This window comes from Actinoplanes sp. NPDC048967, from assembly GCF_040649415.1.
Lineage (GTDB): Bacteria > Actinomycetota > Actinomycetes > Mycobacteriales > Micromonosporaceae > Actinoplanes.
Genome location: NZ_JBEZFL010000017.1, coordinates 42,058 through 64,847 on the forward strand (window position 1 = coordinate 42,058; position 22,790 = coordinate 64,847).

General features: G+C 67.3%; 18 protein-coding genes. 15 read left to right on the top strand and 3 right to left on the bottom strand.

Annotated features, from left to right (window positions below):
- Window positions 1-82 precede the first annotated feature (82 nt).
- Window positions 83-574: a hypothetical protein gene (locus tag AB0C12_RS43085; RefSeq protein ID WP_360556925.1), complete on the bottom strand. Its 492-nt coding sequence runs from the start codon at window positions 572-574 to the stop codon at window positions 83-85.
- Window positions 575-787: 213 nt separating this feature from the next.
- Between AB0C12_RS43085 and AB0C12_RS43090 the strand changes: the two genes are divergently transcribed.
- The 13 genes from AB0C12_RS43090 (at window position 788) to AB0C12_RS43150 (ending at window position 16,044) form a co-directional block, all read left to right on the top strand.
- Window positions 788-1,201, top strand: coding sequence for a hypothetical protein (locus tag AB0C12_RS43090; RefSeq protein ID WP_360556927.1), 414 nt, complete (start codon window positions 788-790; stop codon window positions 1,199-1,201).
- Between the two features lie 271 nt (window positions 1,202-1,472).
- Window positions 1,473-2,708, top strand: coding sequence for an IS110 family transposase (locus tag AB0C12_RS43095; RefSeq protein ID WP_360556928.1), 1,236 nt, complete (start codon window positions 1,473-1,475; stop codon window positions 2,706-2,708).
- Between the two features lie 440 nt (window positions 2,709-3,148).
- Complete coding sequence (locus AB0C12_RS43100; RefSeq protein WP_360556930.1) at window positions 3,149-3,448, top strand: pilin; 300 nt, start codon at window positions 3,149-3,151, stop codon at window positions 3,446-3,448.
- 5 nt (window positions 3,449-3,453) lie between these two features.
- Window positions 3,454-4,350 carry a conjugal transfer protein TrbL family protein gene (locus AB0C12_RS43105; RefSeq protein WP_360556931.1) on the top strand — a complete coding sequence of 299 codons (897 nt, stop codon included), beginning with the start codon at window positions 3,454-3,456 and terminating at the stop codon, window positions 4,348-4,350.
- Window positions 4,347-5,237 carry a PrgI family protein gene (locus tag AB0C12_RS43110; RefSeq protein ID WP_360556932.1) on the top strand — a complete coding sequence of 297 codons (891 nt, stop codon included), beginning with the start codon at window positions 4,347-4,349 and terminating at the stop codon, window positions 5,235-5,237. Before AB0C12_RS43105 ends, AB0C12_RS43110 begins: the two co-directional genes overlap by 4 nt.
- 35 nt (window positions 5,238-5,272) lie before the next feature.
- Entirely contained in the window at window positions 5,273-6,973 is a 1,701-nt protein-coding gene (locus tag AB0C12_RS43115) for a DUF87 domain-containing protein (RefSeq protein WP_360557040.1), read from the top strand.
- A gap of 59 nt (window positions 6,974-7,032) precedes the next feature.
- Window positions 7,033-9,432 (top strand): type IV secretion system DNA-binding domain-containing protein, encoded by a 2,400-nt coding sequence (locus AB0C12_RS43120; protein ID WP_360556934.1) that lies wholly within the window; start codon window positions 7,033-7,035, stop codon window positions 9,430-9,432.
- Window positions 9,433-9,636: 204 nt separating this feature from the next.
- Window positions 9,637-10,491, top strand: a complete 855-nt coding sequence (locus tag AB0C12_RS43125) for a replication-relaxation family protein (RefSeq protein WP_360556935.1) — start codon at window positions 9,637-9,639, stop codon at window positions 10,489-10,491.
- A 326-nt stretch (window positions 10,492-10,817) separates the two neighbouring features.
- Window positions 10,818-11,519 (top strand): hypothetical protein, encoded by a 702-nt coding sequence (locus AB0C12_RS43130; protein WP_360556937.1) that lies wholly within the window; start codon window positions 10,818-10,820, stop codon window positions 11,517-11,519.
- A gap of 82 nt (window positions 11,520-11,601) precedes the next feature.
- Window positions 11,602-12,192 (top strand): hypothetical protein, encoded by a 591-nt coding sequence (locus tag AB0C12_RS43135; protein WP_360556939.1) that lies wholly within the window; start codon window positions 11,602-11,604, stop codon window positions 12,190-12,192.
- A gap of 170 nt (window positions 12,193-12,362) precedes the next feature.
- Window positions 12,363-13,652: a MarR family transcriptional regulator gene (locus AB0C12_RS43140; RefSeq protein WP_360556941.1), complete on the top strand. Its 1,290-nt coding sequence runs from the start codon at window positions 12,363-12,365 to the stop codon at window positions 13,650-13,652.
- A gap of 77 nt (window positions 13,653-13,729) precedes the next feature.
- The gene (locus AB0C12_RS43145) at window positions 13,730-14,719 is read left to right on the top strand and encodes a DUF932 domain-containing protein (RefSeq protein WP_360556942.1); all 990 of its coding nucleotides are present in this window, start codon (window positions 13,730-13,732) and stop codon (window positions 14,717-14,719) included.
- Window positions 14,720-15,030: 311 nt separating this feature from the next.
- Complete coding sequence (locus AB0C12_RS43150) at window positions 15,031-16,044, top strand: hypothetical protein (protein WP_360556943.1); 1,014 nt, start codon at window positions 15,031-15,033, stop codon at window positions 16,042-16,044.
- 304 nt (window positions 16,045-16,348) lie between these two features.
- On the opposite strand, the gene AB0C12_RS43155 is transcribed toward AB0C12_RS43150, so the two are convergent.
- Window positions 16,349-17,413: a hypothetical protein gene (locus tag AB0C12_RS43155; RefSeq protein ID WP_360556944.1), complete on the bottom strand. Its 1,065-nt coding sequence runs from the start codon at window positions 17,411-17,413 to the stop codon at window positions 16,349-16,351.
- A gap of 339 nt (window positions 17,414-17,752) precedes the next feature.
- Between AB0C12_RS43155 and AB0C12_RS43160 the strand changes: the two genes are divergently transcribed.
- Together AB0C12_RS43160 and AB0C12_RS43165 are read left to right on the top strand one after the other, a co-directional pair.
- Window positions 17,753-18,142 carry a hypothetical protein gene (locus tag AB0C12_RS43160; protein ID WP_360556945.1) on the top strand — a complete coding sequence of 130 codons (390 nt, stop codon included), beginning with the start codon at window positions 17,753-17,755 and terminating at the stop codon, window positions 18,140-18,142.
- Window positions 18,139-19,629 carry a hypothetical protein gene (locus tag AB0C12_RS43165; protein WP_360556947.1) on the top strand — a complete coding sequence of 497 codons (1,491 nt, stop codon included), beginning with the start codon at window positions 18,139-18,141 and terminating at the stop codon, window positions 19,627-19,629. Before AB0C12_RS43160 ends, AB0C12_RS43165 begins: the two co-directional genes overlap by 4 nt.
- 285 nt (window positions 19,630-19,914) lie before the next feature.
- Here the strand turns inward: AB0C12_RS43165 and AB0C12_RS43170 are convergent, their stop codons facing one another.
- A complete protein-coding gene (locus AB0C12_RS43170) occupies window positions 19,915-22,635 on the bottom strand; it encodes a LysM peptidoglycan-binding domain-containing protein (protein WP_360556949.1) in 2,721 nt (906 codons plus the stop codon).
- Window positions 22,636-22,790 lie beyond the last annotated feature (155 nt).

The window sequence follows — 22,790 nt, forward strand, 5'->3', positions numbered from 1 at the left end:
CGTGCGCTGACTTAAGTCATCACCAGTTGATAGCGAGGTCGTCAGCAGCGACGACGACCACCCCTCCTCCTCCTCCTCCTCCTCAACCGGGGACCTCAGTCCACCAGTCGTGAAGGTAAGCGTCGTGGATGAACCCACTTACCTGTCTGACGAATACGTCTCGCTGGCCAACGGGGTCAGCGGTCAGCGCTGTGACGAGATCGTAGGCGGCATCGAAACACTTGCTACCAACCCTTCCGAGGGGTTGGGTGGTCGTATCCCAAGCGATGTAGTGATCGACCCACGAGTGCAACGGCCGACCTCGTTCCTCAACCGGATTGTCGCTTCCCGGGAACCAGTATGTGTCGTAGATCCAATAGCCAATCGTTCGAGTCAGTTGACTCCGGCGCGCTGCTTTAGGGCCAGACAACAGGTCGTCTGTGAGGCGCTCGGCCTCGGCGAGAGTGCCACGAGTCAGCGGTGAGGGCGTTGGCTCAGCCACGGCTTTGACTGCCAGGAAATCCAGGAGCCATGGGTCGAACGGCCAATCGATCCACTCTCCGTCGTCGCCGACGCCTTCCATCTCAGCGGTCATGACCGCTGAGGGTACCCTTGTCGAGGATTCCTTCTCGCAGACGTGAATGCCGGGATGTACGCTCGTCGCACACTTTCGGACGCACAGCCGCCGTCGCAAACCATGGCGTCCGTCCGGCGGTGGCGGCCTACGCCTCAGAGTGGTAAAACGGCGTTGGCGCCGATGCTCTCGACCGGGAGCAGGGGAGTGACTCGGCCGCGTAGAGGACAGGCGATGGCTGGCTACGGACGTACCGAAGAGGAGTGGGACGACTTGACCTCTGCCGGCTTGGCGTTCCTCGTCGAGCGCGCACGGCTTGAGAAGACGACGACATATACGGAGCTCGACACCACCTTACGCCGGCGGACCGGCATACGCGGGTTTGACTTCGAGCAGGACAGCGAACGTGCCGCGATGGGACACTTGCTCGGTTTGATCGTCGAACGCAACCGTCCAACGACCGGCCTTCTGATATCGGCCTTGGTGCAGTACCTGAACATCAACGATGCTGGCCCCGGCTTCTACGCCTTGGCCGCGGATTTGGGGCTGTTGCCGCATCGGTCCTCTGCAACGGTGAAGCAAGCATTCTGGGTCGGACAACTCAACGCGCTGTACGCCTATTACGCCACTAGTCGTCGGGACGCCTGACACTCGCATGAGTCGCTCAAAGTCAACGTCCTCTTCTAATAGGTTCCGTCAGCCTGTAGGTGCAGGATGGCTCCAGTAGCGGCTGGCGGGTCAGCACTCCACTCTTCGGACCCTGTTGAGGTCTTGCGGCAGACCGTGCGCCCGCTGGTCGTGAGGAGATGAGACAGCTGATGAGATGACGTGCCCCGCGGTCGTGGTGAGCACTTGACTATTAGATCGCTGGCGTCTCCTCCGCGCTGCTACCAGCAGTTTTCGGAGTTGGAGGTGCGAGATGATCTGGATAGGTGACGACTGGGCCGAGGACCACCACGACATCGAGATCCTCGATGAGGACGGCCGACGGCTGGCCCGGGCGAGGCTGCCCGAAGGGCTGGAAGGCATCACTCGGCTGCACACGTTGGTCGCCGAGCACATGCCCGATTCGTGGTCCGATCTGGACCCGGCGCAGGCGTCGGGCCGGGTGGGCATCGGGATCGAGACCGATCGCGGCACCTGGGTGCAGGCCCTGCTCGCCGCCGGCTACCAGGTCTATGCGATCAACCCGATGTCGTCGGCCCGATACCGGGAACGGCATTCCACCTCGGGCGCGAAGTCCGACGCCGGTGACGCCCACGTGCTGGCCGAGATCGTGCGCCTGGACCACGACCGTCACCGGCAGGTCGCCGGCGACAGCCCTGCGGCCGAAGCGGTGAAACTTCTGGCCAGAGCCCATCAAAGTCTGGTCTGGGACCGCACCCGGCAGGTCCTGCGACTGTGGTCGGTGTTGCGGGAGTTCTTCCCCGCCGCCCTGCAGGCCTTCGACGATCTGGCCGCCGGCGACGCCCTCGAACTGCTGGACCGTGCTCCGGACCCGGACCAGGCCGCCCGGCTTGCCAGGTTGACCGTCGTCGCCGTGCTGCGCCGGGCCGGCCGGCGTGACCTCGAAGGCAGGGCCACCACGATCCAGCAGATCTTCAAGACCCAGCAGCTTCGCCAGCCGCGGCCGGTGCAGACGGCCTATGCCGCGATCGTGTCCAGCCAGGTCCAGCTGATCAACATCTTGAACAACGAGATCGATGAGTTGGGCCGGGTGATGGCCGAGCATTTTGGTCGGCACCGGGACGCTGAGCGCTACCTGAGCCTGCCCGGCCTCGGCATCGTGCTCGGCGCCCGGATCCTCGGCGAGTTCGGCGACGACCCGGACCGCTACGCCGATGCGAAAGCGCGCCGCAACTACGCCGGCACCTCGCCGATCACCCGCGCTTCCGGGCGCCGTCGGGTGGTACTGGCCCGCTACGCCCGCAACCGGCGCCTCGCCGACGCCGTGCATCAGTGGGCGGTCTGCGCGATGCGCGGCTCACCCGGCGCCCGCGCCTACTACCAGGCGCTTCGCGAACGAGGCATCGGTCACCAAGCCGCGTTGCGTCAGCTCGGCAACCGTCTGGTCGGCATTCTGCACGGCTGCCTCAAGACCAAGACCGCCTACGACGAAGCCATCGCGTGGGCCCATCTGCAGCCAACCACTTGACATCGAAAAACACGGGATGTCTGCCGCCGATAAAGCGCGGGTGCCAACCAAGGCCGCATATGCAGCGTCATGAAGCGGCGAACCTCAGAGGCACTCGTGGTGGGGCCACTTGAGGCTGGCCGGGCGGGCTCGTCAGACCGTCAGGATCACCTGCTCGGAGAGCCGGCGCCGGGTTGCTGATGGTCCGTGTCAGGGCGTGACAGGTGCGGGCCGAGTTCGATCGGCCTGACAGCCGCGATCTGGGCGGTGCATGTCATCCACGGCATGCCCGCCCGGCGGGGACCACCGTCGCGGCGAAGTCCTCGGTCCGGCACGGCTGGCGCGGCGTACTGACACTGCGATCCCTCGCCTCACGCAAGGGAGGAGCGCCCCCACCGGACCACCACGTCTTCGCCCGGTCCCCGCCGCGACGGCCCGCAGAGCCTCTGTGGAGCGCCGCCATGTCAACGACTATCTCCGTTCTGTCCGACCTCGCCACCGCAGCCGCTGGGCAACCACTGGCAGCGCCCAAGACCATCCCTCAAGTCATCGACGGCCTTACCGGCTGGATCATGGGCATCATCGCCGTGGTCGCCACGCTGTTCCTGACAGTCGGCGCCTTGCGTTACATGTCCGCCGGTGGGGACCCTGCCCAGGCCGAGCAGGCCAAGGGCAACTTCAAGTCCGCGCTGATCGGCTACGCGCTCGCTGTCCTGTCCCCGGTCATTCTGCAGGTCCTGCAGAGCATCCTCGGCGGCTGATCGCGATGACCGATTGGCTGATGGACGGCCTGGTCGGCTGGCTCGCCGAGAGGGTCACCGACCTTCTCGGCGGCTTGCTGGCCTTCCTGGCGTCCTCGCTGTTCCTGTCGCCGGACGTCACCGTCCTGCCGCAGGTCGCGTCGATCGCCGGCAAGAGCGCGCTGGTGGTCGACGCTTGCTTGATCCTCGCCATCATCGCCGTGGGCATCGCCACCATGATCGGCGACTCGCTCGAGATGCGTTACGGCATAAAGGAAATGCTTCCAGGGCTGATCGTCGGATTCGTCCTGTCCGCCTTCTCCATTCCGCTGACCAGTCAGCTCATCACCATCGCCAACGCCCTCACGGTATCGATGACCCGCGCCTCAGCGCCGACCACCGAGACGATCAACTTCGTGCGCGTACGGGTCACCGCGGCGTTGACCGACGAAGGCTCGGCCTTCCTGGTTGCCGTGATCGGCGTGCTGATCGTCGTGTTGATGTTCACGCTCGTCGGCACCTGGCTCACTCGCATCGGCGTCCTGCTTGTCCTCGCCGGCATCGCACCGGCGGCTTTGGCCTGCTACGCCACGCCGTGGACGCAGGGTGCCGCGCAACTGTGGTGGCGGACGCTCCTGGGCTGCCTGGCGACGCCGGCGTTGCAGGCCGTGGCATTTTCGGCGGGTATCGACCTGCTGATCGGCCCGGAGGCGAATCTGCCGATCCTGCTCGGCCTGCCGGGCTCGGACACGTTGAACCTGATACTCGTCGTCGGTGTGCTCTGGGTGACCGTCAGGATCCCTTCGATGATGCGGCGGTTCGTGACCAGCAGGGGTGCACCAAACATCGGCGGAGTCCTGCTTCGGGCCGTGTTCATCCAGGGCATCACCCGCCGGATCCCGGTACTGCGGGGTGTGCGATGACCGAGCCGGACAGCGTCCCACGCGCCGTGGTTCCGGCGAACGTCGCAGAACCGGACCGGATCGCGTTCGGCCTCACTTTCCGGCAGCTCGCCATCCTCGGCGGCACCGGCCTGGCTGGGTTCGGTTGTTACCGCACCTTCGGGCCGTTGCTGCCGCCCGCGGTGTGGGTCGCCGCCGGGATCCTGACGTTCGCGGTCGCCGCGGTCGTGGCGCTCGGCCGTCGTGACGGTCTGCCGTTGGACGTGTGGCTTCGGCACGGGTTCACGCTGTCGCACAGCCCGCGCACGCTCACCCCGGGCACGGCGCGAGCCAGCGCAGTCGCGGTAGTGGCCGGCAAACCGAGTGTCCCGGCGCCGTTGCGCTCACCGGTCACCACGATCAGCCCGGCTGGAGTTCTCACCAGCGAGGGCCGTGACAAGGTGCTGATCGCCTGCGGCACCACCAACATCCATCTGCGAACCGGCAGCGAGCAGGCCGCTTTGCTGGACGGGTTCGGCCGGTTCCTCAACAGCCTGACCGGACCCGCGCAGCTTCTCGTAGCCGCGCAACGACACGACCTGACCGCTCACGCGCAGGCGACGACCGACTTCGCGCCGCGGTTGCCGCATCCGGCGTTGCAGATGGCCGCCGAGGACTACGCAGCGTTCCTGATCGACCTCGACGCCGAGCGTGATCCGCTGCACCGCCAAGTCCTCGCCGTCGTCACCGGCGAGCACGCGGCGGACGGTGCCGTACGAGCCCTGTCCGGCCTCGGCATCGAGGCCACACCGCTGGACGGACCAGCCGTCGCCGCAGCCCTCGCCAACTCTGTCGATCCGTTCCGTCCCCCGGTGCCCGGTCGCCGCGCGGTACCCGGCACCCCAATCACCTTCCGGAGCTCATCGTGAACCTGACAAAGAACACAACGGCGGTCGCAAGCGGCATGCCCTCTCCGGCCGCTCTATCGGTCAGCCCGGCACACGTCCAGGTCGGCGACGGATACGCCGCCACTTTCGCGGTGTGCGGATACCCGGCCGAGGTCGGCCCGGCCTGGCTTGACCCGCTGCTGTCGTACCCCGGCCGGGTTGACGTGGCCGTCCACCTGAACCCGGTGGCCGGGCAGCTGGCCGCGCCGATGCTCAAGCGCCAACGCGCCCGCCTGGAGTCCTCGCGCCGGCTGGACGCCGACTCCGGCCGCCTGGGCGACCCGATGACCGAGGTCGCAGCCGCCGACGCCGCCGACCTCGCCGAGCGGGTTGCCCGAGGCGCGGCGAAGCTGTTCGAGGTCGGCATCTACGTCACCGTCCATGCCCGCACCCTGGACGAACTCGCCACCGTCACGGCCGGAGTGAAGTCAGCCGCCGCCAGTGTGCTGCTGGATCTGCAACCGGCGACGTTCCGTCACCAGCAGGGCTGGATCTCCACGCTGCCGGTCGGGGTGGACCCGCTTCGGATGCGCCGCGTCCTGGACACCACCGCGTTGGCGGCGGCGTTTCCGCTTGCCTCGGCGGACCTTCCCGCCCCGGTCCCGGGCGTCGTCACCGCGCCCGACGGCGTGCTGTACGGAGTGAACACCACCAGCAACGGGGTGCTGCTGTGGAACCGGTGGGCGCAGGACAACCACAACAGCGTGGTCCTGGCCCGTTCCGGCGCCGGCAAGTCGTATTTCGTCAAGCTGGAAGTCCTGCGCAACCTCTACCAGGGCATGACGGTCTCGGTCATCGACCCCGAAGACGAGTACACGGCCCTGGCCGAGCATGTCGGCGGCACCGTCGTGCAACTCGGTCTGCCGGGCGTACGGGTCAACCCCTTCGACCTGCCCGACGACAAGCGGGCGGACACCCTGACCCGGCGCGGCTTGTACCTGCACACGCTGATCGCGGTCATGCTCGGCTCGACACCGCCGCCGGCCGAACGAGCCGCCCTGGACCGGGCCATTACCGCCACCTACAACAAGGCCGGGATCACCGCTGATCCGGCCACCTGGAGCAAGCCCCCACCGCTGATGCGTGACCTTGCTGACGCCCTCTCCGTCGACGCGGATCCGGCGTCCGGGCAGCTCGCTGCCCGGCTCGTCCCGTGGACGGTCGGAAACTTCGCAAGCCTGCTCGACGGGCCGACCACCACCAGACCCAGCGGGCACCTCATAGTCTGGTCGCTGCGGCACCTGCCCGATGAGCTGCGCACGGTGGGTACCCTGCTGGCGCTCGATGCGATCTGGTCGGGCATCGACAACCCAGCCACGGGATCACGCCGGCGGCAACTCGTCGTGGTCGACGAAGCGTGGCTGCTGATGCGCGACGGCGAAGGCGCCCGGTTTCTGTTCCGCATGTCCAAGGCAGCGCGCAAACGCCTCGCTGGACTGTGCGTGATCACCCAGGACGCCGCTGATGTGCTGTCCACCGACCTCGGCCTGGCCGTGGTGTCGAACGCCGCGACGCAGATCCTGATGCGCCAATCCACCCAGTCCATCGGCTCCGTAAAGGAGGCGTTCAACCTCACCGCGGGGGAAGCGCGTCTGCTGCTGTCGGCACCGCGCGGCGAGGGTCTGCTCGTCGCCGGTCGCAGCCGGATCCCGTTCCGCAGTGTCGGGTCGGCGGCCGAGCACCGAATAGCCGTGACCGGGCTCGGGGAGGACGAATGACACCCTCAACGTGGCCCGCCGATGTCGGTCACTGGATCATCTTCCGGCCATGGCTGGGCTTGATCGCCGCCGCCGCGATCGTCGCGGCGGTGTTCGGCCATGACCAGATCCTGGCCTGGCGGCACCGCCGATTCGTCACCGGCGCGCGGTGGGTAGTCGTCGCCGCGCCGCCGGAGGTCACGGCCGAAGCCGCCGCCGCGTTCTGGACGACCCTGGTAGGGGTGCTCACGCCGTCGGTATGGCGGCGCAGGGTGTACGGCTATCCGCACGTCGGGTGGGAGTACACGTGGACCGGCCGAGCGCTTTCGATCCGGGTATGGGTGCCCGGCACGGTGCCGCCCGGCGCAGTCGAAGCCGCCGTCCGGGCGGCGTGGCCCGCTTCCACCATGACCATCGAGGAAGTTGGCCCGCCGATCCCCTTCACGGTGGCTGAGCAGGCCGGCGGGGCGCACTGGCCGCAGCACTCTGACGCGCTGCCGTTGCGTGTCGAGCACGACGTCGACCCGCTGCGGGCCTTGCTGTCAGCCGGGGCCGAGGTCCGGCACCGCGAACACGCCTGCGTCCAGGTGCTCGCTCGCCCGGCCTCGGCCCGCCGCGTCCGCGTCGCCCGCCGATCGGCCGCCACGGCGAGCAACCATCCGCACGGTCGGCCTGACGTCGCCACCCAAATGGCTTCCGGTGTGGCGAGGCTGATCATCGAGCCGCTGCTGTGGCTGCTCGAGGTATTCCTGCCTGGACCCTCCCGGCCGGCCGGGACCACCCGGAGTCTCTCGCGCCCGGAGGTCCGGGATCCGGTCGCCGGCGCCGATGCGCGCACGGTCGTGGACAAAGCCGTGCGGGTGCCGCACTTCGAGATCGCCCCGCGTTTCGCTGTCGCCGCTGACCCGGCGAAGGCTCCTGTTGACCCAGAACGGGCCGTTCAGATCCGTGAACGGCTGGCGGCTCTGAGCCACACGATCGCCTCGGCCGCTGCTGCGTACACCGGTCCGAACCGGCTGCGCCGGATGAAGATGCCGCATCCGGTCGCGACTCTCGCCGGGCGTCGGTTGCGGCGTGGCTTCCTGGCCACTGTGCCGGAGCTCGCGGCTCTGGCGGCGCTGCCACAGGACCTGGCGGTGCCGGGCTTGGACCGGGCTCGGGCGAAGGCGGTGCCGGCCCCGGTGCAGGTGCCGTCCGGCGGTCGTGGGGTGAAGGTGCTGGGCCGCTCGCAGGTCGGCCATCACAGCGTCGGCCTCAAGGTCACCGACGCGCGGCAGCACATGCACGTGGTCGGCAAGACTGGTGTCGGCAAGTCGACCCTGCTGCTAAATCTGATCCTCGGCGACATCAAAGCCGGACGCGGGACGGTGGTCATCGACCCGCGCGGGGACCTGGTCAACGACATCCTCGACCGGCTTCCCGCCTCGTACGCCGACAAGATCGTCATCATCGACCCGGATCAGGAGAATCCCGGCTGCTTCAACCCGCTCGACGATCAGGGCGATCCGCACCTGGCGGTGGACAACCTCGTCGGGATCTTCGCGAAGATCTTCCAAGGGCAGTGGGGGCCACGCATGGACGACACCATGCGGGTCGCCTGCCTCACACTAATGCGGCACGCCAAACCCACCCTGAGCTTGGTGCCGTCGCTGTTGCAGGACCGGCAGTTCCGCGGCCGGTTCACCCACGGTTTGGACGATCCGGACGGGCTCGGCGGGTTCTGGATGTGGTATGACGGCATCAACGAGGCCTTCCGTGGCCAGGTCATCGCCCCGGTTCTAGCGAGGCTGCGGGCGTTCCTGCTGCGCGACTTCGTCAAGAGCGTGATCGGCAACGCCCACAGCTCGTTCGACATGCGCAAGATCCTCGACGGTGGGGTGCTGCTGTGCCGGCTCCCCAAAGGCACCCTCGGGGAGGAGACCAGCCGGATCCTCGGCTCGCTCATCGTCGCCCGGGTCTGGCAGGCCGCCATCGCCCGCGCCGCCATTCCCGAGGACCAGCGCAAAGACGCCTGCCTGTACGTGGATGAGGTCCAGAACTTCCTCACCTTGCCCGGCAGCGTCGGGGACATGCTGGCCGAGGCACGCGGGTACCGGCTCGGCATGGTCCTGGCCCATCAGGACCTCGCCCAACTACCGAAGGACATCGCCGCGGCCGTGTCGGCCAACGCCCGCTCGAAGGTGTTCTTCAACGTCGACCCGGCCGATGCGCGGGAGCTGTCGCGGCACACCAAACCCGAACTGGACGAACACGACCTCGCCCACCTCGACGTCTACACCGCCACGGCCCGACTGCTGGTCGGCAACCGGGAACTGCCGGCGTTCACCTTCGTCACCAACCCGCCCGCAGCACCGGACGGGGAACCGACCGCGATCCGCTTGGCATGCGCCGCCGCCAACCTCCCCGCCGGGGAGGAACCGCCGATGCAGCAACTCGCTCGCACGGCGATGAAACGGCGGATGGCCGACCGCGACCGCTGAAGGGCGAAGCGTCCAGGGGCTCGTCCGGGTGCGGCATCAGGGGCTCGTCTGGGGGTGTCTGCGACACGAGGCCCCAGACGAGCCCTGTCTCTCCCGCCTGTCAGGCACCTGGCCTGCACAGACACCGGTGACGGCGGCCTCATTCTCAAGATCCACACGTCCAGACTCCCTACAGGGTGTCCTCTTCACCGGGGGTGACCACCATTGCCGTTCCCACGTACAGCCAGTCTCCTGGCCATCTATCCCCACATCACCAATCGTGATCGGCTCCTGCTCCAGCTCCTCGACGACCACCAGGTCCTGACCACCGGCCAGATCCATCGGATGCTGTTCGCTGCGAGGCGTACCTGCCAGCTACGCCTCAACGAGCTAGCCGCGCTCGACCTGGTCGAGCGGTTCCGCTTCCATCGCGACGGTGGTGGCAGCCAACCGTGGCACTGGACGCTCGGCCACAACGGACACCGCTTCCAAGCCGCCGCCCACGAACGGCCCGAGCCCACCGCGCGATCCAGCAACCAGACGGTGCAGCGGCTGTCGGCGAACCCGCACCTGGCCCACCTCGTGCTGACCAACGAGTTCTTCGTCCGCCTGACCGAGCACGCCCGCCGGCACGACGAAGCCCAGCTCGACCGATGGTGGTCCGAGCAGATCACCCACAAGCAGTTCCGGACCATCACCGCCGACGGGCACGGCCTCTGGACCACAGACGGCATCACGGTCGGGTTCTTCCTGGAGACCGACGCCGGCACCGAAGCCCTCGGCAGCCGGGTGGTCGCCAAACTCAAGAAGTACGGCGATCTCATCCACCGGGGCGGCGCCCGATACCCGGTGCTGTTCTGGCTCGGCAGTGAGCAACGCGAGGAGCATCTGCACCGGTTGCTGCCCGGTCAGCACACCGCCGTCCCCGTGGCGACGGCCACCCACGCCAGCGATCCCACCGCCCGCGTATGGCTGCCACGAGGCTCCACCAGCCGGGTAGCGCTGGCCGAGTTGCCCAGCGATCACGGCGAGGCCCTAGCGGAGAACCCCAACTACACCGACGGCGTCTTTCTCTTCTGACAGGCGCTGACAGCTCTACAGCCGAACCTGTCAGCGCAGGTCACAGACATGATCACGAATCCTGACAGGAACGGCGCTGTCAGGTCACGAAGCTACGGTGCAGCTTCTTCCTTTCTTTGTTCGCACCGCCGCCCGTCTCGACCCGCCGCGCGGGACTGCCCCGCGCCCGGCCCAGTTCACCCATAGCCCACCGTCTCGGTCGGCTCGTGATCTGCGCTCCGCGCATCTCTCTCGGCAGCTTCCCGCCGGTCCAGACGCCGCGATCCGGTGGCACAACCCAAGCACCACCTCACCCCTATTCCGCTTCGCGAAGGGAGCACCCCGTCATGCCCAAGCCCACTCCGCTCACCGACAAGATCGTCACCGTCTGCTTCAACCCCGACGACGACGCCGACTGGTTCGCCGCCAGCGAGAAGGTCAACGACCTCATGGACGCCAACGGCACCCCTGCCCGCCGCTTCCGCGTACGCCACCGCCGATTCATCGGCTGGCTGACCCGATTCCTCGGCTACTACCTGCTCGACGCAGCCCGCAAGTTCGGCGCCGTCACCTTCGCCGCCGGAGGCCGCAAGAGCCGACTGGACCTGTCCGGCATGTCACAGATCGCCGCGAACGAAGCCATCACCCGCTGGCGCGCCTGGCACCTGCACATCAACGCCACCACCAAGCCCGCCCGCGTCTGGGAGGACTTCCTCGCCCAGCACCACGCCGACCCGGCCAAGGTCAGCCTGAGCGAGGCACGCCGCCGGTTCGAGCAGCAGCCTCGCGTGCTCGCGATGCTCGCCTACGCCGGCGGCTACGTCTTCGACCCGTACGAGCTGTCGCTGTTCCAGGCCGGTGAAGCCGCCTACGCCGGGCTCTACTGGCGCACCGCGCTCATCGGCGACGCGCTGATCACCACCGACGGACGCGTCATGCGGCCCGCCACCGATTCCCTGGCCGACCGGTTCCGGTTCCTCAACGACGCCTGCATGTACCTGCGTTCCTTGAACGACCGCGCACGGTTGTGCGCCGTCACCATCGCCTGACAACTCCCCGTACCCGTGAGACCGGTCGCGGCCCCCGCCGCAACCGGTCTTCGGCGTGTCCGCACAAACGAAAGGAGATCCCGTGCCGTACCTCGACCCGGTCGAGAGGTGGATCGTGCAGACCACCGGCCGCACCCTCGACCAGCACGCCGCCGACCCCGTTCCCGCCGCCGCGCACCTCCCGGCGTCCGCCGACCAACTGCGCTACGCCCGCGACCGCCTGCTGCTCGCCGTCGACGCGCTCCGGACCCAGCTCATCAACACCGACGACCTGGCCGGCTCCGCCCAGGCAGTGAACAACGCGCTGAGCGAGATCAGCGGCTATGCCAGTGACTACGAGAGCGCCCGTATCCACATCGGCACGCTCGTCGACGATCCCGACCGCGCCGTGTACGTCGCCACGAACCCCGTGCAACCGGTACGGCGGCGCTTCGTCAACCCCGGCGACACCGTCCTGATCGTGCTGCCCCACACCGAGCTCTGCCGCAGGCAGCAGATCGCCGGCCGATCGATGCGGGTGCAGATCAACGAATCCGATGTCGAACTCGACCCCGCCGTCCATCCCGGCCCGGTCCGGCTTCCGCACGCCGCCGCGGGGATCTACCGCGATCCCGTCGAGTCCAGCCTCTACATCCTGCGCGCCACCGGTGAGCGGCGGATCTCCAGCCGCTGACCGGCCCGTACGGCATCGCACCCGAACTCCGGACCGCACGTACGCGGCATCCACTGGGCGACGCGGCTCCATGCGCTCGCCCGCAAGCCGCACTGTCTGCGCACCGGAGGCACCACCGTCCCGCACATTCGCGTGCCGGGCGCATCCCACATTCCCGAGGAGGGAAACCCATGGAACTCCAGTCCCTGACACCTGCAACGCAGGCCGTCCTGAAGGCGCTGGTCGAACTCGGCCAAGGCAACGTCCACGAACTGGCCGACAAATCCGGCAAGGCCCGCTCGACCACCGACAAAGCCATCCGGACCATGTCCGAGGCCGGTCTGATCGTCGAGGTCGACCTCGGCGCGGACCCGGCCGAGGGCACGCCCACCCGATGGGCCCTGTCAGACGACGCAGCCGTCGCGCTGGACGCCACCGACCTCAGCGACGAGCCCGCCACCGGCTTGGGCGAGACCGACGACGACCCGCAGGCCAACTCGACGGACGAGCCAGACACCGGCGACCACGAGCCATTCGGCGACAACGGCCAGGCCACCGACACCGGTGAACACGACGACGAGACTGCCGACCGGCAGGAGCCGTCCGACGACGACACGGACGACGGTACGGACGACATCGACGCCCCGGCCAAGGTGGGGCCGCATCCGACCGTCATCGCGCCGACGCGTCCCGGCGACCGCAAGGTTATGGCCATCAAAGGCGTCCTGGCCGAACACAACGTCGACGGCGCGACCGTCGACATGATCGTCGCCGAGAGCGGCATCAGCCACCCGACAACCATCCGGCTGCTGGCCGCGATGGAGCAGGCCGACGCCGCCCGCCGGCTGCCCGGACTGCAACAGCGGTGGATCGCCGGACCGACCAAGGCCAGCGAGGTCGACCCGAACCCCGAACCGCCGCGCTGCGCGCTGTGCCTCCAGGTGATCCGCGGCGTCACGAGCACCCCGGCCGCCGTGGCGGCGGTGCAGAGCCTTGTCCGGCCGGACGGAACGCTGCACATCATCGGCCCGGACGACGGGGTCCATGTAGTCACCCTGCCCACCAGGCTGCCGCCGCGCCCGCTCAACAACAGCCCGAGCACTCTGGGCCACGGCAGTGACGTGACCATCAACGCCGACGGCAACCAGCCGTTCGCCCGCGGCGAGCTGGAGAAGCTGACCATCGCAGTCCTGGCCGCCAATCCCGGCCGGCCGATGACTCCGCAGGAGATCGCCACCGCGATCAGCGCGCAGCTCGGCGGCCGCAACGTGAGCTCCGGCGCGGTACGCAACAACTGCACCAAGGCCGCCGCCGCGGGCAGCATCCTGATGGTCTCGGACGCACCGCTGACGTTCATCCTTCCGGCACCCGCCGACGTCGCCGACGCGGCCGACAAGCAGCCCGACACCAACGACGATGCCGAGGGCGTTGCGGACATCGCCGTCGATGCGACGGACGCCGACGGCCCCGAGCAGTCCTGACTATCTCCCATCCCATCCCATCCCATCGCGGGGCCGGGCGGCTGCTCGGCCCCGCACACGTTTGGAAGGAGCACCCTGTGCCACACGAACTCGAGCAATTCGCCGACGGCACGACCGCTTTCGCCAGTGCCCGCCTGTCGGCTTGGCACCGGCTGGGCACCGTCACCCAGCACACGATGAAGGCCGAAGAGATCATGGCCGCCGCCAAGCTCGGCGGCTGGGGCGTGCGGACCATCCGTACGGTCGGCATCGACCTCGTCGACGGCGTCGAGGTACAGATCCCCACCGAAGACAAGCGGATGACCGTACGCCGCAACCCGGTCACCGGACAGACGGAGTATCTGGGCATCGTCGGCACCGACTACACCGTGGTCCAAAACGAGCAGTGCGCCGAGATGCTCGACCGGCTCGTCGACCAGGTCGGCGGCGCCCACTTCGAAACCGCCGGCAGCCTGCGACGCGGCAAGAGCGTGTTCGTCACGATGAAACTGCCGGACGCGATGGAGATCGCCGGCGTGGACCGGATGGACCTCTATCTGATCGGAACGACCTCGCACGACGGCACCGCCGCTCTGCGGGTGGACGCCAGCCCGATCCGGGTCGTCTGCGCCAACACCCAGCGCGCCGCGTTCGAGCACGCCATCGGGCACTACACGTTCCGGCACACGAGCAACGTCGGCTCCCAGATCAGCCAGGCCCGCGAAGCCCTCGGCCTCATGTGGAAATACCTGGAAAAGTTCGAGCAGGCCGCCGAACGGATGCTGAACGAGGCGCTGACCACGCGCGAGTTCGAGCACATCGTCGGGCAGGTCTGGCCGGTCAAGGACAACGCCTCCGACACCACGAAACGCAACGCTAAGCAGCGGCTCGGCACGCTGAAGTACCTGATCCGTGAGGCCGACACCCAGAAGGCCATCGAGGGCAGCCGGTGGGCCGGATACCAGGCCATCACTGAATACCTGGACCACTACCAGCCCGCCAAGGACGAGACCGTCCGCGCCAATCGGGTGCTGACGGGCACCACCGGCGATCTCAAGCTGGCCGCCTTCGACCTGCTGAAGGTCTAACAGCTCTACCCATCAACCCGCCCGGGGCACGTTGACCCGCGCGGGTCAACGTGCCCCGACTCGTATAGGAACGGGCTTTGATAAGCGCCCGGCCTGCACGAGGCCATTGGAACGGGCGCAACTCGACCTTGGCCGTCGGGCAGTCACCCGCCGTCGAGACCGGCGAGCTGATCACCGACTTCCTCAACGAGACCCACGAGGGCCTGATCCGGGTCGTTCACCGCCTCTGACCAGGCTCATCCATTGCCGCCGGCCGGCCGCGCCCCTGGCGCGTAGCCCGGCCTTTCTTGCTGCCATCGAAGGGTCGACCTATGACCAAGGCCTTCATCGGCATCGTCACCGTCGTCATCATCGCCTGCCTCGGCCTGCCCACGCTCCTGCTGTCGTCCCTGTTGGGCAGCGGCTCAGGCGCGTGCAGCCTCGCCGCCTCACCCACCATGAGCTCTTCCGGGCAACCGGCTGACACCGGGCAATGGGATACCGAACAGCTCGCCATCGCCACGACAATCATCGAGGTCGGCGTCACCAAAGGTGTCGACAGCTGGGGGCAGACCATCGCACTGGCCGTCGCCATGCAGGAGTCCCGACTGCAGAACCTGCCGCACCTCGGCAGCCGGAACAACTTCGACTCTCTCGGTCCGTTCCAGCAACGACCGAGCCAGGGCTGGGGGACACCCAGTCAACTGGCGGATCCCGCCTACCAGGCGGGCAAGTTCTACGACAAGCTCAAGACCGTGCCCGGTTGGCAGACGATGCCTCTCACCGAGGCAGCCCAGAAGGTCCAGCTCTCCGCGTACCCGCAGGCCTACACGAAGTGGACCAGCGACGCCATCGCACTATTTGATCAGCACCGGACCGGTGAGAGCGCGCTCGACTGTTCGGATATGCCGTTCGGCAACGCCGAACCGGCACTCCGCAACCCGGACGGCACCTGGCCCGACGAGTCCTGCTCCATCCACCCGGACCCGACGACCGGCACCGGCTGCATCACCCCGCGCACACTTCACCTCGTCCAGCAGGCCACCGCCGCCGGCTTCCCGAAGCCGGGTTGCTATCGAGTCGACGACCACGGCGAGCACCCGAAAGGACGCGCCTGCGACTTCATGATGACCACTCGCGGCGAAGCCTCCGGCGCGCAGAAGGCCCAAGGCGACGCAATGGCCGCATGGGCCGTCGCCAACGCGGATCGCCTCGGCATCATGTACGTCATCTGGTTCCGCATGATCTGGACCCCAGCCCAAGGCTGGCACACCTACAACAACCCCTACGGTGGGAACGACCCATCCGGCTGGCACACCAACCACATCCACCTCAGTGTCGCCTGACGTTTCCGGGCCACACCGGGGGAATTGAGGATCCCCGTTCCCAGGTTTGCGGCCTGGTAGGACGAATTCAGACGGCGCAATGTCAGCGGCAGTCGTCCATAGAACATTTCCTAGGCACGCGTAGTGCATCGAGACGGACAGGGGCTTAGCTCTGGTTCGTCACTCTCAATCGGCTCAGCTTGTTCTTCTTCCCCCACGACGGACGGTCCGTAACGAACTCCACCGTCCCGGACCGTCGAAGGCACCCGGAAGCATCGCCTGTGTCGAATGCACACTAACGAGACATGGCGGGAGAGCCGAGGATTCAGCCCGCCGTTTGTCCGTAGATAGCAAACGCCACCTTCACTACCTGGGCCACGTTTTGCAGGTTCGCCGGAGCGTCGTCAAGCAAGCCCGTCACGCGGTCGAATAGTGCTTCAACCCAGCCTGTGTTGGGCTCAGCCTTGGCTGCCTCCCGCTCCAGCGCGGCGGCGACCTCCTCATACTCCGGCTGCTGGCCCACCGGGACGAGCTGCCCGAACTCGCGAAGAGCATTCACGAATACGGCAAGTGCCTGCGTCTGGTTGGTGTTGGCCTGGTCCTGAGTAACGTCGCGGTTCGCGACGGCGAGTTGCCCGCTGTTGTTGCCCATGATCGTCACGTTCACGCCAGCAGCGTCTCTCCGGTTCAGATACTCCACCACGCCGCCGTACTGTTCAATGCACTCAGTCCCGGCCGGCTCTATGGCTAGGCTCTCGTTGGTTCCGCCCAGGAGTCGCCGCCCCCGGAGGTATCCAACGGCCTCTGCCAGATCGGCGGCACTGAACAAGATCCCGTTGAACCAGCCGTAGGGGCAGGTGGCGATCTCGGTGATCTCCGTTGATTCTCCGGTTGCGTCCCGTTCGTAGACCCAACGGAGTACCGCGTCGCGACACGCGCTGCGCCGGGCACGATTGTCTTTGCGGCTCTCGATCCGCGACGCCGCTTCACGCCGACCCGAGTCGGTCAGCCACACCGGGAGACTCATGCCCTGGCTGCCGAAAGTCTTCGCCGAGCCGTTGAACAGCCCCGCCTCCTCAAGCGCGGCCACGGCCACCTCAACGTTGGGCCTGACTAACGGCTCAAACTCCCCGACCCCTAGGTCGGTCATCATTTCGGAGACCGAGGGCACAAGCCCCGACTTGGCATTCGAGTAGGCGTATCCCCAATCGAGCAACCAGCCAGCGACCAACTCCAGCTCAGAGCCGGTGACGGCACCGTCACTCGCGCCACCGGTCGCTTGCACCTTCCCGTCGATCGGGAGTCGCACCGGAGTCTTCGCAAATTCCCGTTCAATCTCACGGGCCATCTTCCGAATACCGGCCCTGTTGATCTTAAATCCGCTTGCCATGCGCTCCCCTGGTCGCCAACGGTCAACGTCGCGCGACACGGTACTCCCGGGGTGCGACACATCGTTCGTAAGTAGCCGTACAACCGTGACTGCTCACCCACGGACGACCTCTCACATACGATGTTGCACTCAGTGACCGTGCCTGAGAGCCATCGGCCGAGCCAACAAGGAGCCAGGCAAGTTGACTTGGGATTCGGTCGGGTTCCGTCTTCGCACAAGGCGTAGCTCGGCCCTGCCATCGTGAGTCACCGTCGATGTACGAGACCGAGTTGCGCTCCGTCCTGACGGGACTCCAGCGAGGGCTACACTCGGTGACGACTTTGGGGAAGGGATCCGCTCGTGACCGACTACGACCAACAGCTCGCGCGAACGCACCACCAGGTGACCGTTCAGGGCAACAACAGCGGGAACATCGCGTCAGGCAACCGGGATGTCGCTCAGACGGCAGCCACCCAGAATCAACTGGCCGCCACCGACATTGCGGAGATCATGAAGGCAGTGGTCGAAGCCGCTGCATCGCTAGGGCTGACCGAACGTGACCGCGATGAACTCGTGCGTACAGCGCAGTCCGCGCAGTACGAGCTTGACGCCGACGACCCCGACCCGCAGCAGGTGAAGTCGCTGGGGAGCAAAGTAATCCGGCTGCTCGGGCGCACCACGGGTGCCGTACTGCCTGTCGTGCTGACGAAGTACCTCGAATTGAAGCTCGGCATCGAGCCAGGCGCGTGAACGACGCGACGCGACGCGAATTCGCCCTGCTCGACTGGCTCGTCGCGCGACGTCCACCGGATTCGTCAGGCGTATATTCCCTGGCCGAGATGTTTGGCGGGAATCCGCCAGTCGGCGATGAGACCCTATGGATGGACACACTTCAAGATCTTGATCAGCGGGGGCTAATCCGAACCGCAATCGTCCTTGATTTCTTCGCCAGCGGGGTCCGACTCACCGCCGGGGGCCACGCAGAAACCCTGCGACGGCACGAACGACGTGATGATCCACTTCAGCGCGCCATCGGGTGCCGTCGAGGGCTGCTGTTGTGGGCGTACGGGCTGGACAAGGCCGCACCGGTGACTGGTTTCTTATCCTCGCCGCACGCTTCGCGCGAGGGGGCTGTATTCAGTGAGCGTGACATCGACGCTGCTGTTACCTACCTTGTCGACGAGGGACTCCTATATGCCTCGGATGGCACGGACTCCGACGCGGTACCGGTCATCCTTGTGCGCCTGACGGCCCGAGGCAAACGACATCTCGAAGAGCATGACTCCGAGAGGTCAGACCGCGGCAACGTCGTGTACGTGATGGGCGACAACAATGGCTCGCTCAACATAGGGAACCGCGACGTCACACAGCACGGCCCGACTGCCCAACTGCGCCCAGAGCCCGCATCTGCCACAGTGCCGCGCGAACTTGCAAAATTGGGCGGAACCGTTCCTTTACCTCAATTCGAGCGGTGGGCCGTGCTCCCACAAGCACGGCTTGCGTTGTTCGCTCGCGACTGGATGAGCCCATTCCTCTCTGGCGCGTCGAACGACCCAAAGACTGAATTCAGATTCATCTGGCGGCTCGCGTGCTCAGAGTGGCCGACATCGCTGCGACCGAAGTCGATCTCTGATGCGTTGATCGACCTGCTTCGCGGCCCGGAGGTGATGGACGCAGTCGCTCGGCACGCCGAAGTCGCCGATCTAGCCTGGACGCGGTACGCGGATCAGGGACGGACCAGCTTCGGTGCGCTGTTGCGTGCAGACAAGGACACTGGTGAGCCGACGGCCTGGGCGCGGTTCAATCCGCCGCCGACCGACGAACACTCGCTGTTCGGGCGCGAGCTGGGCTGCGCCGACCTATTGATCGCCATCCGCCACGGCCACGGTAAGGCCGCTCGGAAGGCGATGACGCTTACCGAGTGGGAACAGACTTTCAAAGCCTGGCTGCAGCGCACTCTTGAAGTTGCCGCCTTCCTTGCTCGGTTCGGTGCCGACCTTGCCGCAGAACCTGTGGCCCGTGTGGCGGTCGCGGTTTCGACGACGACAGACATGGGCGAAATCGTGGACCTGACTTCGATGTCCCGAATTCCTGGGACAACGACGCTGCCATGGTTCCTCGCGTCGGCCGCCGCCAACGCGAGTGGCATTTCGGTCGCCGACCTCAGCCGAGCCTGGATGACTACGATGTGCGAAGACGTTCTTCACCTAGACGATTACGACCTCACCAACCGATGACAGGCGTGACCATGCGCGCTGGGGCCGGTTTCCTCCAGGCGGTTTGTCGGGTTGCAGTGTCGACGTCAGCCAGCGGATCGCGGTAGAGCGGCGAGGCGTTCGAATGCACTGGACAGCGCGTTGGTCTTGGGCCAGCCGGCAGCAATCTTGACGCTGGTTCAGCGCGCGGGTGCGGGTGATCCGCGCGGCGATGTGCGGCAGCGGGGATGATCGGCCTGGGGCAACCGGCAAGTGGACCTTGCAATGCGCAGGAAGCGCGAGCGTGGTGGCCACACGGGTTCTGCGTCAGGCTCGGTCCAGGTCGCTTCGGAGTCGATTGGCCAGTTCGATCGTTTCTTCTCGGGGTTCAGCGTCCAGGTCGGCGAGTTCTTTGGTGAGGGCGCGCAGCAGGACGCGGATCCCGTCGGCGTTGCCGAGTGCGTGGCGGGCCTGCATGGCTTTGAGGTAGAGCGCCTCGTTGTAGCGGTCCAGGCCGATGGCCTTGTCGAGTAGGTCCGAGGCGGCTTGCGGGTCGGTGCCGAGTAGGTCGTCGGCCAGCATGAGGTGGGCCTCGGTCGCCCAGCGGCGGACGGTCTCGCGGTGCGGTTGGATCCATTCGTAGTCGTGGCCGTCGGCGAGTGGCGCGGTGTACAGGTCGCAGGCGGCGGTGAGCAGTTCGCGGCGGCGCGGTTCGGCGGCGATGGTCGCGTCGCGCATCAGGTTGCGCAGCGTCCACACGTCGACGTCGACGGTTGCCGGGTCGAGCCTGTACTTGCCGGCGGCCTTGATGACGTAGGCATTTCTGGTATCGGCGGTGCCGGCGCGGCCGAGGACGTGGCGCAGGTTCGAGGCGTTGGTGTGGACGCGTTGGTCGGCTTGGCTGAGGCGGGCGTCGGGTTCGAGGTATTCGCCGATCTCGCGAGTGCTGGCGCCGTCGGGATGCACGGCGAGGTACACGGCGAGTTCTTGGGCCTTGGCGCGCAACGGGCGGCCGTCTGCAGTGATGTCCTTGATCTCCGGTTTGCCGAGTACGCGAAGCTGGGCACGTCCCGGTGCCTTCCGCACGGACGGTGTGGTGTCGACGACGGAACCGTCGGCGCGGTCGGCTTGCAGAGGCATCAGCGCGGCTGGACCAGGGGCCTCACCGGTGGCGGTAGAGAGCTGAACCGGCGCCGAGCGGCTGGCCGGCGGCGCTTCCCCGGTGTGGGCCTCGCGTGCCGCATCAAGGAGATCGCGGGTCGCGGTAACGTCGAGAACGGCCAGCCGCATCTCGGAGTCCTGATCGCCGGGCTCGAGGCGGGCGTCGCCGTCGTCGGAGACCGAGAGGGCTGGGCCGTGAGGCCAGCGGCCAAGGATGACGGTGGTGATGCTCAAGCTTTCGGTGAGGCTGAAGGTGATGCGGGCTCGGGTGCTGGCGGCGGCCTGCTCGCTGCTGGTGATCAGGAGCAATGGCGGCAAGGTTTCCTCGGACGGTGCCGTGTCGCGTAGGGCGTCGATGTCGGTGAGGCTGTGTTCGTCGAGGATCCGGGCGCGGTGGAGCAGGTGGGTGTCGAGCAGGGTGAGTGTCTGCTCAAGGCCGTCGGTGATGTGCAGTCGTGGCCAGCCCATGATCGAGATGTCGCCGACCAAGGCGGTGAGCGTGGCGTGGTCGATGATGACTTCAGCGCGGAGTGCCGGGTCGGTGGGTGTGCCCGCAGTAAGCGCAGTGATGATCAAGCCGCGAGCGGCGGCGTCAGCCCCAGAGCCGACGAGTCCAACACCGCCGGAGGGCACTGTCTCGCCGTTCTTGGATTCGGCCGGCGCTGGAGCGACGGCGTGGCGGGTGTGGTGCTGGGCGGCGAGCACCGGGGCGGGTAGGTCGCGCAGCTCTTCAGTGGTGCCGGGAACGTAGCGGCGGCGGCGTTGCAACCAGATGAGGGCGGCTGTCGCCGTGATGGCAGCGGCCAGCGTCCAGGGGATGATGCTGCCTCCCGGCAGGACCAGATCCTCACCGTTTTGATCGTGCGAGCTGCCGTCCTCCGCATGACCGGCGGTGGGCGGTGCGGGATCGGCTGAGCGGCTTGCCCCGGCATCGGGGCTCTCCGGCACAGGGGCGGCACTTTCTGCGGGCGGGGTTGTCGGTTCGGGCTCGTTCCGCTCGGATGGTTCGGGGCGAGGCGCCGTGCGAGGTGGTCGGGCAGGTGTGGCGCCGGCTGGCGGGACCGCGTCGGCCGGCAACCGGAGGCTCCAGCCGGGATAGATCAAATCGCAGTCAGTCAGCGCCTGGTCGCGCGCGACGTGACGATGTTTGTTGAGCGAGCAGAGTTCGGGCCACCGATTCGAATCGTCCAGCCACGACTTGGCGATCTTCGAGAGGGTGTCGCCGCGGCGGACCCGATACTCGTAGCGGTCTTGGCCGACGGCGACTGTGACCAGACCGCTCGCTTCTATCGGCTCTTCCTCACGGGCGCTGTCGCGCGCTGGGTTCGGCGTACCGGCTGCGGCTCCCGGATGCATCGGAAAGACGGTCTGGTCGGACCCCGAGGCGGGAACGGCTTGCGCCACCGAGGTAGCAGCGACGGCTGCGCCAGCAGGGGTGGCGACCAGAGCGACGGTGGCGGTGCCGGTGAGCCCGACGATCAGGCGATGCAACGGCATCGGCAGCCGCCATCGCGGCAGCCGACGGCCACGTAGGGAACCGGCCACGCTGCCTACCAGCAGCGTCGCGAGTATCGCCCACGTTAGCCAGCCCGCCCAGATCAGCACGACCCGCAGCCCGGCGACGGGCGCGGCGGTGGCGTCGGCGAACGGAGCGGTGGTCCACCACGAGGACCACACAGTGATCGGATTGCCGAATCCGGTCCACAGCAGCCACGGCGGCCCGCCGAGCAGAAGGACCCCGGCGACCACGAGCCGGACGATCGGCGCGGACCGACGTTTCGCATCCAGCCCGACCGCGGTGGTGGGACTCGGCGCGGTCCATAGTGAAGGTTGCCGGGCGTATTGCGCCGCGCGGCGTGCCGCCTGCGATAGCTGCTCGTCTTCCATCGGTTCGATTCCCCCGAGGCTCGCCCGAATCATCCTCAGTAGCGGTCGGCGCCCGCCGGTCGCTACAGAGCAGCATCGATCTTTCACGATGTGAAGATCTGATCACCTATCGTCATCGGGGTCGTCGCCGTCACCGGTGGGCGCGGGACACTGCC